Genomic DNA, 13,932 nt, shown 5'->3' with positions numbered 1-13,932 from the left:
CGATTCCGCTTCCGAAGATACCTTTCAGAAACTCAACTGGACGTGAACGCACAACAACTCCGAAAACTCATTTCGGAATAATTGTCTCACGACCGACGATAGGAACAAAGTCCCTTATTTACACTTGATAGGAATTTATTCCATTGACTTTTTCATGCTTTTGCTATCTATCTCGGCATAAGGTGCGATAGTTCTAGCTTTGGATAGGCGATCGAGTTCACGAGGGCCACACGCTGCGCAAGCATCCCCTGTGGCATGATCCCGTAGCGGCCGGTCATGGTGCCGGCGGTGTGGCCCAGGATGAAGCCGAAGTGCTCGTCCAGATGCCCTGCCCGGCGTAAGGCGTCAGCGGCACCATGCCGGAAGCTGTAGAGCGACAAGCCGCGACCGGTCTTCATTCCGAGCCGCGTGAGGTAGCGCCCGAACTCACGCGAGAACTCGGCGACCATCTGGCCGCGTGAGTTCCGCTTGGCCTCAGGGAATAGGCGCTTATGGCCTGCCGCTTCCATGCCGTCCCGATACTTGATGAAGCCCAAACGGATCAGCTCGTCATGAATAGGGACGACGCGCATTGAGCCTTCGGTCTTCACGCTCTTGTCGCCCTCGCCTTCCGTGGTGATGTGCATGATCCAGTGGCCGTGCTCCTGGCGCACATCGGCTACTGCAAGCTGCGCAATCTCCGCCGGCCTGGCTCCCGAGTAGAGCATGATGAGCGGGAGCCAGTAGCGATGGTCGAGGATCTTGACGTTGCCAGGCTTAGCAACGAAGCGCCACTCGTCGCCGTTCTGGCACCCGGTGAACAGTGGCGACTTGAACAGGGCGTTCATCTGGTCGACCGTAAAGGGGATCGTGGTCTTGTCCTTCGACTTCTTGAGGGACATGCCATCGGCCGGGTTGTGGTCGAGGTAGCCGTGGTTGACCAGCCAGCTACAGAAAGCGCTGAGGCTCGAGAGGTAGCGATTAACGGTGCGAGAGGCAATTACTGGCTTCCCAACCTTCTCATTGTGCTTGACGATTTGGGCAAGCTTCATGCCGGTGAAGGTGTTGCTCTCCGTCGCCTTCACCGGATATTTCATCAAGAGCGCCTTCCACTCGCGGACGGCTTTCTTGTCGATCCTATGGACGGGACATGTGGTGCCGACACAGTCGACAAAGCTGCCAACGTCGCGTCGGGCCTGGGCAATAGAATCTGTGGCAATGCCTTTGGGGTTCTCGGCGGCGTATTGCTCGAACAGGACCATGATCCCCTCTCCCGGTGCCGCCTGTTCGCGTGACGTGCCGGTGGCGGGCTTCACGATCGGGTCTTTCGGTGAGCCGCCGTAGTCACCCTGGTCGCGCTCGACGGTGCGCTGTAGGGCCTCGATCTCAGCGCGCATCATCTTCCGGGCGAGGTCTCCCCGATCTGGAGACAGCGGGTCGATCAGGAGCTTGTTGCGCTCGATGTAGTCGTCGAGCTCGTCTTCGATGAGCGCCGTCTCACCGGCCACCAGATGCTTGCGCATGGCGTCAAGCTTAACTCTTCGGGCGTGAGCGTCGAAGGCGCGACGTTTCTTCAGGACCATCACGTCAACGCTTGCGTCGAGCAACGCCAGGGTGTCGCGCACATCGATGCCGTCGCGCTGGACGCGCTCGACAGCCTGTTCGGTCGCAGCCTCAATGTCGGCATCCGTAGGCATCGTCTGCCGTATCTGCTCGTCGCGTTGAAGGGCGTGGGTGTAGTGCTGCCAGACCGCATCGGCCTTGTCATCGGCGGTGAGTTCTCGCCGGGTGCGCACGTCATCGAACTCCGCGCGCCAGGCTTCAATGACCGGCCAGAGCCGGGCCTTCGCTGTCGCCTCATCCTTCGTGCGCAGCGACTTCTTTCGCGTGGTTGTGTGGTAAAGTGGCACAAGATCAACGGGAATGTCGATCCGCGCATAGTAAGTTGCACCGCGTCTTTCGAGGTAAGTAAGCCTTGCCATTTCGCCCTTCCGTAGCACCATTCCGGAACACTAAACCGGAACAGTTTTACGCCGAAAAGACGTTTGAAAGCAATAGTTTGTTCAATTTCAAAGGCTTAAAAAGCGTTGGATTACTGTCCAGGTTCCCCAGCCAAATTGGATGCCTCGTCAGCGACACATCCCCGCGAGCTTGTGCAGCTACCGCAGACGCGGCCGTTTCCGCAAGTAAATCAAACGGTTGCCTGAGGACCGTGCGGACCTCGCCGCGATTCCATTCGCAGTTCGACAGCACCAGATTCAAAAGCCGTTTTTTCTCATTTGGGGCCTGGTGAGTGAACATTTGGCTGGCGTTGCGGGCTAGCTCAAGCAGTTGGATTCCATCGTCCATGTATGATTCCTGCGCCTCGCCATGGCGCTCTATCTCACGCAGCAGACGCGCTTGTTCGACGCGCCATTGCGCCGACATGCGGTCGTAGAAGGCATTGTCGATGCGGCCGTCGAGCTTGTCCAGGTACATGGCGTTGAGGCGGTCTTCGAGACGCTTGTACTGAGTCTGACACCGCTCAATCGCCTGTTCCTGCTCCCGCCGCTCATCTGCATGGCTCGCCTTCAGCGCGTCGCGTACCCATTCCAGAACCTCCTCATCGAAATGAAGTTGGTCTAGGAGCCCGGCAAAAGTCTTATCCAGCACCTCCTCGCGAACATATTTGCGACGACAGTCGGCATAGCCGCCCCGGCCTTTGTCGGCATGTCCCGTGCAGTGGTAGTAGATGTATTTGCCCTTCTTGACCTCCGCCACGACCGCACAGCCGCACTCAGCGCAGGTCATGAGGCCCGAGAAGGCGAACTCATAACCATAGGAATGGATAGGGGTCGCGTGCCGGCCTGCCAGGACGCCCTGGACTCGTTCCCAGAGGTCGATCGATACCAACGGCTCGTGCTTGCCGTGGTGCAGCCTGCCATTCCATTGAAACAGGCCCGTATAGAGCCGATTGCGCAAAATCGTGTGCACGGTGCTGACCGGTACTGGGTTGCCGCTCTTTGGATGGATGAGGCCGTCGCAATGCGCCGCCTTCGTGAGCGCCTTGAGTGAATACTGGCCGGTCGCGTAGCGCTCGAATAGCTTGGTGATAACCGACGCTACCACCGGGTCCGGCTCGATGACCTTCTTACCGTCCTTGGCCGTGACATTGAGATAGCCGAGCGGCGCCTTGGACGGCCAGATCCCCTGTTCCGCCTTTTCCATCTGCCCTTTCCGGGCTTCCTCAGAAAGATTGTCGATGTAGTTTTTGGCCATCAGCACCTTGATGCCATGCATGAACTTTTGCGAGGATCGCGAGTCTCGCGACAGCACCACGCCTTCCTTGGCGAGGTGGATCTCGACATCGAGTTCGTCAAGCGTCACCCAATCCTTGAGGTTGCGGTAGAGCCGATCGGTCTTCTCGACCAGGATGACGCGTACGCCAGGATGCTTGCGCAGATATTTGACCATCTCGCCGAAGTTGGTCCGCCCGGTGTTCTTGGCGGTCTCGACATCAACATATTCCTCAACAATGCCAAACTGCCGCTGAAGAGCATATTCTCTCAGCAGCTTACATTGCGCCGGGATCGAAAAGCCTTCTTTCTCCTGCTCTTTCGAGGACACGCGCGCATAAAGCAGCGCTTTCACCAAGCTGCCGGGCTTCGCCTTCGGTGCTGCTCGCTTGTCGATCGGCTTCATCTCCGCTCCTTCGCAGTCACGAAACGGCGCATGTGATTGGCATGTTGGCGGTCAGGCCTGGCCACAACATGCGAACCTGCAGTCGGCGGAACCGTTTTTCCTCATGTCATCTGAGGCGGCGAAGAGCCATAGCGCGATTTCACGTGCCGGTCGGTGCTACTCAATCCATCTTGTGCCATTCGGCAAGGATGCGAAAGAACCCGCTGACGTTTTCCACGATCTGGCGCGCTTCTTCCTTCGACAACAAACGACCGGTGCGTGCCTCGAAGAGTTGAACCGTTCGTTCCAGCAAGGCGTCGTCGACAGCGCGCCGCCGAGAATATGGGACGCCCTCGACCTGCCGACTGGCATCTCTGCGTGTTGCCTTCATTGCACTTGCCCGATTTCGAACGCGCGATTGCGCGGTCAGAGCAAGGATCGTCGAAATCTGCGTAATCGCGCATGACCGTTATGTACGCTCCCGTTTCCTTTTCTACTTCCGCTTTGCTTCCGGAAGTCATTCCGGGGCTCTGGAACTCCCGGCGCCTGTCAATCAATGAGGAGCGTGATGAAAGGAGCACTCGCGAGCTTTCTACAAGGAATCATCTACGCCAACCCTCCCTCGACCGGCATGGGTTCGGCGGACGTTCCGCTCTCCTGCTTTGGGTCGACGGCCGCCAGTTCCTCCCCTAATGCAGCGATCAAGGCCGACACACGGCCGCGCACCCGTGGATGAAGTTGCACCAGCCCTTCAATCAGGCGTCGGCCTTCCGCGCTGGCAATAAAATCGATGCGCTCATCGACCGCTAGCGTGGCAACGTCACGGTCAGTCTCATTGCCCGGCAGGCCTCCGAAGAAACGGCTGACTGGGACGGCCAGTGAACTAGCGATATCGTAGAGCATGGAGGCACTAACGCGGTTTTTCGCGTTCTCGTATTTCTGAAGCTGCTGGAAACTGATGCCTATGGATCGGGCAAGCTGGGCTTGCGATACGTCCGACTGGAGACGAACGATGGCGATCTGCCTGCCGACGTGCTGATCTGCGGGATGCGGGCTACACTCGGTTTCAGTCTTTGGCCATGCCTGGATGACGCGGGGGCGTCCTGGCTCCGCAAATACCTTTCGGGACTGCATCAGTCACTCCATGGATAGAGAGTTTGATTCGGTAAGCCCCGCGAAAATTACCAAACCGCCGAATGATCGCGATTTCGGAACCTTATTGCCGAAGTTCAGCTTGAGACTTTCTGCTCTCTAATCCGAGCTATATCGTCTAAGGCCGAGCGGATCTGTGGCCACGGGGGCTCACTGTCATGTAGCGAATACTCCCCTTCCCTAAGCGCTGCATTTAGCTTGGCGGCTATACCGGCGAGCGACGTTGCAGGAACTTGGGATAAGGCTTCGAGCAATTTCTTCGCCCGCTCGCCAGCTTCGCGCTCAGCAAGTAAGGCTGTCGAATAACCAATCTCCCTCGCGGCGGCATCCCAGCGCGCCTGATTGGCTACGATTTCAGCTTCAGCTTGGGTGCGGGCCACTGTGTTAACCGGACGAACACCGAGCAATTCCTGGAGGGCTTCAACGGAGTGAACTGTCACGCTCTCGCCGTCGGACAAGGTAACTGTCGTGCAAGGGAAGCCAACGGTCTCGATAAGTACACTCTCCAGCCGCTGCTGCTGAGTGCAAAGCCGTTCAGCCTCCTCCCAAGCCGCCTGCCATCGTTTCCACACCGCCACCGCAGGATCAATGGCGTCATCACCCTCCAAGTCGATGCGAGCAAACGATGTAGCCTGCGTCGCCGCCATTGCGATTGCTGTTCCCGCAAGCACCTTCCTGCGGGTGACGAAAAGCAAACTCATGGTATTGTCGGAATCAGCCATGATCCGAGCTCCAAACAGCTTGGGTTGTGGTCAGGTCGAACGGCGTGTGCGAGCACGTCGTTCGACCGTCTTATGTGCGGTGAAAGACTACAGGTCGAGGCGTGAGCGGGCAACAAAAATCATTACAGGGTGATGAAATTAGCCCTATCCAGTCCAGGATGGCGCGAGCAGCTCTTGGCTGGGGGGTGCGAGAACTGGCCGAAATTGCCCAAGTCGCAACGCAGACAATCACTCGCCTAGAGCAAGGCGATCAACTCAAGCCCAGCACTCTTCAGGCGATTCGTGCCACCTTCGAAGCGGCAGGAATCGAATTCATTCCCGAAAACGGAGGGGGGCTTGGCGTCCGGCTTTCGCGTCGCCGGGACGGGAAATGACACAAGCAGAACGCTGAGCGCGGAGATGCATCCGCGCTTCTCATTAACAAGATAGCCAACCACCAACGCAACGCCAGCCATTGAACCTCTAATGCATGTCGCTCAAAAGTGGCCCCGATTTTGAGACAGCGACATGCATAAAAACAAAGACCTAAAGCGGGTCGCCTGAGTCCGTTGGAGTCCGTTCAAACGCGACGCGCTTTAGACGGCGCAAGAACCTTCACGCCAAACTGGAATGAGGCAGGGGCCGTCCGGTATAAAGGTCGTTCCTATGAGAGATGGTCCAGTTCGATAGCGGAACGTTCGCCATGAAGTTGGCCAGCGCCAAGCACGCCGGTCAATCCTATTCGGCGGTGCAACTCAAAGCCGCTCATCCTGAAATTCGCCGGTCTCTGTCAGATCGGCTTGAACATGCTTTCCGCTGAGTCGGATTTCAAACGCGCCCAGAACTCGATGGAATACCGATCCGTCATCCCCGCCACGAAATCGCACACTTCGCGGGCCCGGCCAGTGATGTTGTCTGCTTTGTTGAAACGCTCTCTGACGTCCTCTGGCATCAGAATATCGCCCTTGTCAGCCATCAGCGCTTCGAAAAGATCGGTCACGACATCGTAACCTCGATATTCGCCGAGCTTCACGCGCGGGGCATAGATAGCGGCCTCATAGGTGTACTGTTTCAAGACTTCCTTCCTGCGCAATCGCCCTTTGGTCAGCTTCACCTGGCTCAGAGGCGGACATTGCTCATTGTAGTCCAACTCCACTGACGAGATGAATTCGTGCACCAGTTGCGACGACAACTCTGTGCGGTTGTATCCGTCATCACTGATCAGCCTGGACGTCTTATAGACAGCGGTAATCGCTTGAATCCTTCCCGCTCGGCCTCCAGCTTCTGTCTTCTGGCCGCCTCGGCTGGCTGCAGACTGTCCCGATCCTCGTGGTTGCGCATTCCGGCGCCATCCGAACTCCCAGTCGCATCTACCCCCGCGCTACTTTCATCGTTAACGGGCTCGCCCTGGAACAGTCCGGCAAAAATATCGAAGAATACGTCGAGCACATCTTCCTTGCTGACGTCCTCCTTGATCTGCTTCGATACGGTCGCTGCCACCTTTTCCAACAGCGCATCCTTGGTCGCCAGGATCTTCGCAGGACTGAGGAACCCGACCTTCAGGCAGTCTTCAAGATCGTAGACGGAATATGCAATGTCGTCTGCCAGATCCATTATCGAGCATTCGAGCGACTTGAACTCTTTTCCGCGCTTCAGTTTGAAGTCGCCTATTACTGAGCTTTTGATATTCTCGACGATCGTTTTTTCCGTAGCGTAGTAGCCCTTCTCCACCTTTGAGCCTTCAGGGCGCACGGCTTTGATCATGTTGTCGTACTTCAGGACAGAAGCCAGCGTCCGATGGCAGAGGTTTAGACCGGCCCTTATATCGCCATCGCCCTCGAGAGCTTTGGCGTATTTGACCTTCTTCTCTAGCCTGGTCAGGATTCGCAAGGTTTGGGCATTGCCCTCAAACCCGCCATATTCGAGCATCGCATTGTCGAGCGCCCGTTCACCGTTGTGACCGAATGGCGGATGGCCAATGTCGTGAACCAGACCAGCGGCGAAACACAACCTAACGTCAATAGGTTCAGGCAAAGTAGTCTTGTATGTGTGGTTGATGAACTCGGCTATTCCCTGGGCGATCTGGGCCACTTCAAGCGAATGTGTCAGCCGGCTCCTGAAAAAATCGGACTCGCGGCTGGGCGCACTCGTGCCACGTTGGGAACTACGCCTGCGGCAAATGCAGGGGTTGCGTGAAGCACTACAACACTTGGTCGGCTCTTGGCTGGACGCCTCACTGAAGAACCTGCTCCGAGGGAGCAGCCTCTTGACTGGTCTGCCTGGTTACCGGCAGGCGCGGTGATACGTGAACTTCCAAAGCCGGAAGAGCAGCGCGATCGGTCATTTATAGACGTAATGCAGTCGCGCCGATCCGCCACTGGAGGACCCGTAAGCTGGCGAGACATTGAAGCGTTGCTTTGGTACGCGTGCAGGACCCGCGAATCTTGTGGGATCGGACGTGCCGGCGTGCCTTTGGAACACCGGATTTCACCCTCAGCAGGTGGATTGCACGCCGTCCAGATCATTTATCAAATGTCGAACAGCGATCATGCGGCACGCGCGTATCTGCCCACGAGACACGCTGCAGCTTTACTCGGCGCCTCATCCCAGGCAGCCGAACTCAACAGAGAGCAGGTGAATGGGGTACTGGGAACCGCCCTAGGGTGCACCCTTCGGTTGGTAGCAGACCTGTCAAAAATTGATGCAGGCTATGTGAATGGAGAAAGCTTGGCCTGGCGTGATGCCGGTGTTGTTTGCGCTACCCTAAGTTTCGTAGCGGAGTGGCTTGGCCTGCGCTCCAACGTGCTGGGCTTTTCAGGCAACGCCTATCTACCCTTGATTGGGTTTCCAACGAACCGCTTCATGGCAGTCGGGGCCGTGCAAATCTCCAGTTCCGGTTAGTGGTCGCACCAAACGACAACCTGGAGATACATGAATCGCCAAACAAGATATCCGCGCAGATGGGGCACACGTGATTTCTGGCCCTCGACGGTTGTTTCGACTGGCTGCTGAAAATGTGGAATCGACTGCATCGCTTCGCCGGCTCGCACCGACAGAAAACGGCTGCCGCTAACTCTCCAATCTTGAAGGCCTGCCCCCTGAAAGCGACAATGTATGGACGCGGTTTTGGCAGTTGCGGCCCGTCGCTGATCCTAAGTGGCCAGTCCGGTCCACACTCCCAACAATCAATCAACGTCGTTTCCGACGGGCACATCTGAAAGTTGCTGACCGCTTCCTAGGCCACTCGCGAAAAAGTCTCACGCGCCTCCCTCCCTAAAAGATATCGACTTGGACAGACGATCCCCTTCCCTGACCGATTATATTCGCTGCTGGTGAGCAGTACCTCTCCTCCTCCCGGCTGACTCTGTCGGCGTCGTCGCTGCTACAGCCTATTTCGTAAAGGGCGAACCCGGCGGCTCTGTACCGAGCGCCTTTTGCCCCAACCGTCGAGGCGACGACAGCGCTGCCGGAGTGTGGAAAAGCAAGGCGCGGCGGTTCATCCTGGACGTGGCAAACTCTCCCATATGCTGTGATGGCGATCAGTCAGTGACGTAAAACCATCAGTCGGCAATACGACGGTTGCGATCCGCTTCAAGATTGCGAGACCCCTGGCAGCCGACAGCCAGTTCAGTTGGCAACGCGCGGCGCCTGCATCTCGGACATATGCCGCGCCCGACCGCCCTACGACGGATTCTCGTTTTGGGGCGGGCTTGTCGCGACGAGGCGCTTCCATTGAGGCCGTGAAGCCTTGCAGCCGCAGTGCGGCTGGGGAGTGGCCAACCGACAAGCCTGCGCTCGGCCGCCATCCTACGGCCGGCGCTGGCGACGTCGACTCTTCGGGCCGAGGTGAAGGAGCCGAGGTGAAGCCCCTCTGCTGCAGCGAGCCGTTCGCCGATCGCGGGCCACCTCAGGCTAGGTCGGCGAGGTTTCTAACGTGGTCTATCCAATAGCTCCTTGTCTACCGACTAGCGGCTACCTCAAGAACAGTCTCTGACCACGCCGCCCTCCTTTCCCGGCCCCAACTCAAGGTCAGCCAGGCGGCCGCACATCGCACCAAGCTACGGACGAAGAACGAAAATCGACGATTTGAGAGGTGCAGGGAAAACCCGCACCTCGCGAAATCGCCGGAAATTCCATTAAAAAACAACGACCGATCGACGCCGCACCTCGCGGCCTTTTATCTAGCCGTCTTAATCGGTCGTGCTAGGCGAGAATTTGTACGCATCGTCGTTTCTCCTTCCATCTACGATAATATACGAATTTATTCTCCACGCTACGTTTCCACGTTTTGGCGTCGAGTTCCGATGCGCCGAGCAGTCTTACGCGCTCTGCGACGGGTGTTTCGGCTGCACTGTGGCAGCGCTCGAACCGTCGTGGCGCACTTTTCCATCGGACTGGCGGAGCATCGTCACAGGCAATCGACCGCGGTCCGGCCGTCTGTGGATCGGCGCGGCCGCAGGCAAGATAACGTGCGTTCCGTCGTTCCTGGTCTGCATCGGTCCTCATCCGCCAAGGCGGATCTTCGTGTTCAGCTGGCGTCGTTCACGTTGCTGACGCCCTGCGTTTCAACTGACGATCCCCTGCTCATCGATGGGCTCCGAGCAGCTTGCGGTCCTTGAGATGAGCGCGCTGGGCAGCGTCGGTTGGGCTTGCCGCCGGATCGCCGACGTAGAACGTTCCGTCGCTCCACATGGCGTGCATGATCACCGCCAGCTTGCGCGCCACCGCCACGCACGCCTTGCGATGGCAGGAGCGTTTGGCGATTTCCCGGCCCAAGCTTTTGCCCTTGTCCATGCCGCGGAGGCGCGTCATCAGCGCCGACGCCGCCTCGTAGAGCGCGCGCCGCACGGCCGCGTCGCCAGCCTTCGAGATGCGTCCCTGGACGTCGATCGATGTGCTCGACTGCCATCGCCGCGAGGTCAGCCCGAAGTAGGCGGCGACGTCACGCGAGCGGCGGAAGCGCGATCGTCGATCGCCGTCATGAAGGAGAGCGCCGTCACCGGGCCGACGCCGGGGATGGCCATGAAGCGTCGGCACAGCTCGCTACGCGCGACGATCTCACCACCAGATCGTGCAGCCGGCAATATTCCCGCCACTGAACGGCGCGCCCCGACAACATGGCGTCCATCAACTCGGCTGACAGCGGATCGGCCGCGAGCACCGCCTGGTCGAAAGCGCCACGCGACGTGCCGCCAAGCTTGATGCCGAACGCCTTCAGCGAGTGCCGGAGGCGTTCTCAAAATTGACGAACTTGCGCTTCAGGTTGCGCCGGTGGGTCAGTAAAAGCCGCATCCGATAGCAATCCTGCGTCTTGATATGGGCCTGACGAAACCAGCCGGTGCGCATGATGTGGGCGATGCCGAGCGCATCGGCGGCATCCGTGTTGTTGCGCTGCGCCGACATCGCGGCGCCCACGTGCTGTGTCTCCAGGCAGATCGCCAGAAGGCCGCGTTTCAGAAGCTCGGGATTGAGCCAGGGCGACAGCGATCCGGCCTCGTGGCCGACGCGCCGCAGCCGCGCCACGAACGGCTTCAACACCACGAACAACGCATCCGGATCGGTCTCCACCTTGACCGTCAAATGCACCTCACCATGTTCGTCGACGACGGACACCGCAGTTTCGTCCACGCAACATCCAGTCCGCAAAAATATTCCATCAGCCGCCTCCTGCGTGGCTTGACAGGTGATTTCTTAGCAGTTGCCCTGCTGTACTTATATATACTACTCCACAACAAAGGTAATTTGAAACGGACTCAGCATTATGCCGCAGTCTCCATTCTCAGCGAAGACAAACCTGATACCTCCCTCCTCAAGAGTTTTTTCAATCGAGCTGAGTGTTCGTGGACCTATTGGAGTGCCAGCTTCCAATCGCGTGATCGTTGTCGGGGCGACCCCCGCAAGGCTGGCCAGCTCGCTTATTTTCAGTCCCAGCGCCGCCCGAGCCATTCTGCATTGGACACCTCGGATCGTCATTTCTCGTTGCCCCGGTGAACGAAAGTCCCTGGCAGAGATCATATAACTGCTATTCGCGCCATGGTTTCCCTTTCTGTTTTTTGAGAAGGCATAATCCGGCCATTTTGCCCGTCAGATCGTGTCCCGCGGCGTGGTGTAGCTGGCGGCATTAGTCGCCGTGCTCTCCGGCATGGGCCGGGCTGATCAGCGCGCCACGGCTGGCAGGCTGATCAGGGGATCATCGCTCATCTGGCTGATCGTTTCCAGAGTCATATATCTGGCCCGCTGCACTGCCCATTCAGCGTTCTGTTCGAGCAGGATTGCGCCGACGAGGCGCACGACCGCATCGTCGTTCGGGAAGATTCCGACGACCTCGGTGCGCCGCTTGATCTCGCCGTTGAGACGTTCGATCGGATTCGTCGAGTGGAGCTTGGCGCGATGTTCCTTGGGGAAGGTCATGTAGGCCAGCACGTCGGGCTCGGCGTCGTCCATGATTGTCGCCAGCTTCGGCACCTTCGGCTGGATCTGGTCGGCGACGGCGCGCCATTGTACGGACGCGGCCTCGGGCGTTTCCTGGGCGAAAGCGGTGGCGATGAAGGCTGAGACGACCCTGCGGCCGCTCTTGCCGGCATGGGCCAGCACGTTCCTCATGAAGTGGACGCGGCACCTCTGCCATGTCGCGCACAGCACCTTGGTGACGGCCGCCTTGAGGCCTTCGTGAGCATCGGAGACGACGAGCTTGACGCCGCGCAGGCCGCGACGTGTCAGCTTGCGCAGGAACTCTGTCCAGATCGGCTCGGCCTCCGAGGTGCCAATCTCCATGCCCAGTACCTCGCGCCGGCCGTCCGCGTTAACGCCGACGGCGATGATAACGGCGACCGAGACGATCCGCCCACCGCGGCGGACCTTCAGGTAAGTGGCGTCGATCCACAGGTATGGCCAATCGCCCTCGATCGGCCGATCGAGGAAGGCCTTCACCTTCCCGTCGATCTCCTTGCACAGCCGCGAGACCTGGCTCTTGGATATGCCGCTCATACCCATGGCCTTGACCAGGTCGTCAACCGACCGGGTCGAGATGCCTTGCACATAAGCTTCACTGGATGACGGCGGTTAGCGCCTTCTCGGCCATGCGGCGCGGTTCGAGGAAACCTGGGAAGTAGCTTCCCTTCCTGAGCTTCGGGATGCGCAGCTCGACCGTGCCGGCCCGCGTCTCCCAGTCCCGGTCGCGGTAGCCATTGCGCTGGGCGAGCCGCAGCGGGTTCTTCTCGCCATAGCTGGCGCCGGTGGCCGCGCCCACCTCCATTTCCATCAGTCGCTCGGCGGCAAAGCCGATCATCTCCCGCAGCAGATCGGCATCCGGGGTCTTCTCCACGAGCGTGCGCAGGTTCATCATGTCGTCGGTCATCGGTGGTCCTTCCGAAATGGGTTGGCGTCAACAACCAAACCCTACCGGAAAGCGCCGATGACCACCCACACGCCGCTCGCTCGCTACAGCGCTACTAACGGCGCGCTCGTGAGCGGCTTCGCTACTGCCGAGCTACACCACCTGATGGGACACGACCGCCCGTTCACGGCAGGTCGCGCATAACATAGTATATCTCGGAAGTTAACTAAGCCTAAACATTCAACTGCAGCGTCATACCTGATTATATCAATCAGCCTTACAAGTGGTTGCAATTCTTTGGAGGTGCCTGTCTCTTGCCGGGAAATGCCGGAGGGATTTCAGCAATGACCACCAATATCGATTTGGACAGTTTTTCGGGTTTGGCCGACGAGCATTCCGGGCCGAATGAACACAGCAGCCAGGCAACGCCGGTAGAGATCCAGGTTGCGCAAGCAACTTCGACGCAGCCGCCCGCGCCGCCAGCCTCCGAACCGGTGCCGGTCGACGTCGGAAGCGGCGCGCCCGTTCAACCGGCGGCTCCCGCGGCGGCGAACGCAGCGGCGGCGCCCCATGAATATGTGGCCGACGCTAGCAACATGGTCAGGCTTCCGTCCAGCGTTTCCATCGACAACATCAAGGTCGACGGCCACAACCTTTTGCTCGAACAGGCCGACGGCTCGGTGATCGCGATCAAGGATGGCGCCCTGAACGTGCCGACCTTCATCATCGGCGACGTCGAGGTGCCGCGCGTTGCCTTGCTGGCCGCCCTTGAAGCAAGCCACGTCGATGTCGCCTTCGGCGCCGACGGTTCCATGTCGGCTGGTCCGGGAGGTGCCCCGGGCAGTGCTGGTGGGGACTTTACGGTTCCCCCAGGCGGTATCGGTGACGGATTCGACCTTTCGGCCTTGCTCCCCCCGACGGACCTGCAGTTTGGGCAGTTGGAGCCACGCGAGTTGACCATCGGCGTCTTGGGAAAGGACTCCACGCCATCGATTGGGCTCATAGGAGAGACCACCGTCTATGAGGCCGGCCTTCCGGCACGCGGCGGCGAGTCCGCGGGCTCGAACGCTGCCGCCAACTCGGAGACCACCTCGGGCACCATCG

General features: G+C 59.0%; 11 protein-coding genes and 2 pseudogenes. 3 read left to right on the top strand and 10 right to left on the bottom strand.

Features of this window, described 5'->3' with window-relative positions:
- Positions 1–167: 167 nt before the first annotated feature.
- The 5 genes from NKI05_RS29930 to NKI05_RS29910 form a co-directional block, all read right to left on the bottom strand.
- On the bottom strand, positions 168–1,961 hold the full coding sequence (locus NKI05_RS29930) for a DUF6538 domain-containing protein (protein WP_352793901.1): 1,794 nt from the start codon (positions 1,959–1,961) through the stop codon (positions 168–170).
- 46 nt (positions 1,962–2,007) lie between these two features.
- Positions 2,008–3,660 carry a recombinase family protein gene (locus NKI05_RS29925; protein ID WP_352793899.1) on the bottom strand — a complete coding sequence of 551 codons (1,653 nt, stop codon included), beginning with the start codon at positions 3,658–3,660 and terminating at the stop codon, positions 2,008–2,010.
- 160 nt (positions 3,661–3,820) lie between these two features.
- Positions 3,821–4,030: a hypothetical protein gene (locus NKI05_RS29920; RefSeq protein WP_023682435.1), complete on the bottom strand. Its 210-nt coding sequence runs from the start codon at positions 4,028–4,030 to the stop codon at positions 3,821–3,823.
- Positions 4,031–4,245: 215 nt separating this feature from the next.
- The gene (locus NKI05_RS29915) at positions 4,246–4,773 is read right to left on the bottom strand and encodes a helix-turn-helix domain-containing protein (protein ID WP_023682436.1); all 528 of its coding nucleotides are present in this window, start codon (positions 4,771–4,773) and stop codon (positions 4,246–4,248) included.
- A 95-nt stretch (positions 4,774–4,868) separates the two neighbouring features.
- On the bottom strand, positions 4,869–5,513 hold the full coding sequence (locus NKI05_RS29910; protein WP_023700579.1) for a hypothetical protein: 645 nt from the start codon (positions 5,511–5,513) through the stop codon (positions 4,869–4,871).
- 158 nt (positions 5,514–5,671) lie between these two features.
- On the opposite strand from NKI05_RS29910, the gene NKI05_RS29905 reads away from it, so the two are divergent.
- Positions 5,672–5,887: a helix-turn-helix domain-containing protein gene (locus NKI05_RS29905; protein WP_081727481.1), complete on the top strand. Its 216-nt coding sequence runs from the start codon at positions 5,672–5,674 to the stop codon at positions 5,885–5,887.
- Positions 5,888–6,282: 395 nt separating this feature from the next.
- Here NKI05_RS29905 and NKI05_RS29900 read toward each other — a convergent pair whose 3' ends face one another.
- Together NKI05_RS29900 and dgt are read right to left on the bottom strand one after the other, a co-directional pair.
- Positions 6,283–6,567 (bottom strand): hypothetical protein, encoded by a 285-nt coding sequence (locus tag NKI05_RS29900; protein ID WP_050594151.1) that lies wholly within the window; start codon positions 6,565–6,567, stop codon positions 6,283–6,285.
- A 146-nt stretch (positions 6,568–6,713) separates the two neighbouring features.
- On the bottom strand, positions 6,714–7,583 hold the full coding sequence (gene dgt, locus NKI05_RS29895) for a dGTP triphosphohydrolase (RefSeq protein WP_352793896.1): 870 nt from the start codon (positions 7,581–7,583) through the stop codon (positions 6,714–6,716).
- Between the two features lie 375 nt (positions 7,584–7,958).
- On the opposite strand from dgt, the gene NKI05_RS29890 reads away from it, so the two are divergent.
- Positions 7,959–8,393 (top strand): nitroreductase family protein, encoded by a 435-nt coding sequence (locus tag NKI05_RS29890; protein ID WP_156951436.1) that lies wholly within the window; start codon positions 7,959–7,961, stop codon positions 8,391–8,393.
- 1,683 nt (positions 8,394–10,076) lie between these two features.
- Here the strand turns inward: NKI05_RS29890 and NKI05_RS29885 are convergent.
- From NKI05_RS29885 to NKI05_RS29875, 3 genes and pseudogenes are all read right to left on the bottom strand, one after another.
- Positions 10,077–11,149 (bottom strand): annotated as a pseudogene (locus NKI05_RS29885) (IS110 family RNA-guided transposase).
- 64 nt (positions 11,150–11,213) lie between these two features.
- The gene (locus NKI05_RS29880; protein ID WP_023816847.1) at positions 11,214–11,438 is read right to left on the bottom strand and encodes a helix-turn-helix domain-containing protein; all 225 of its coding nucleotides are present in this window, start codon (positions 11,436–11,438) and stop codon (positions 11,214–11,216) included.
- 210 nt (positions 11,439–11,648) lie between these two features.
- Positions 11,649–12,849, bottom strand: a pseudogene (locus tag NKI05_RS29875) (IS256 family transposase).
- Between the two features lie 323 nt (positions 12,850–13,172).
- On the opposite strand from NKI05_RS29875, the gene NKI05_RS29870 reads away from it, so the two are divergent.
- Positions 13,173–13,932 (top strand): hypothetical protein (locus tag NKI05_RS29870; protein WP_352520208.1); only part of this gene is annotated, 760 nt, incomplete at its 3' end.

It is taken from the genome of Mesorhizobium sp. M0771 (assembly GCF_040320155.1).
Classification (GTDB): domain Bacteria; phylum Pseudomonadota; class Alphaproteobacteria; order Rhizobiales; family Rhizobiaceae; genus Mesorhizobium.
Note: the sequence above shows the minus strand (reverse complement) of the source record. Positions and strands in the feature narration are given on the sequence as shown.

What these genes read in the sequence shown, in the direction of transcription:
- NKI05_RS29880 (WP_023816847.1), bottom strand. Translation starts at nt 11,438, where the DNA reads ATGGCTCGGGCGGCGCTGGGACTGAAAATAAGCGAGCTGGCCAGCCTT.
- NKI05_RS29910 (WP_023700579.1), bottom strand. Translation starts at nt 5,513, where the DNA reads ATGGCTGATTCCGACAATACCATGAGTTTGCTTTTCGTCACCCGCAGG.
- NKI05_RS29915 (WP_023682436.1), bottom strand. Translation starts at nt 4,773, where the DNA reads ATGCAGTCCCGAAAGGTATTTGCGGAGCCAGGACGCCCCCGCGTCATC.
- NKI05_RS29905 (WP_081727481.1), top strand. Translation starts at nt 5,672, where the DNA reads ATGGCGCGAGCAGCTCTTGGCTGGGGGGTGCGAGAACTGGCCGAAATT.
- NKI05_RS29930 (WP_352793901.1), bottom strand. Translation starts at nt 1,961, where the DNA reads ATGGCAAGGCTTACTTACCTCGAAAGACGCGGTGCAACTTACTATGCG.
- NKI05_RS29920 (WP_023682435.1), bottom strand. Translation starts at nt 4,030, where the DNA reads ATGAAGGCAACACGCAGAGATGCCAGTCGGCAGGTCGAGGGCGTCCCA.
- NKI05_RS29925 (WP_352793899.1), bottom strand. Translation starts at nt 3,660, where the DNA reads ATGAAGCCGATCGACAAGCGAGCAGCACCGAAGGCGAAGCCCGGCAGC.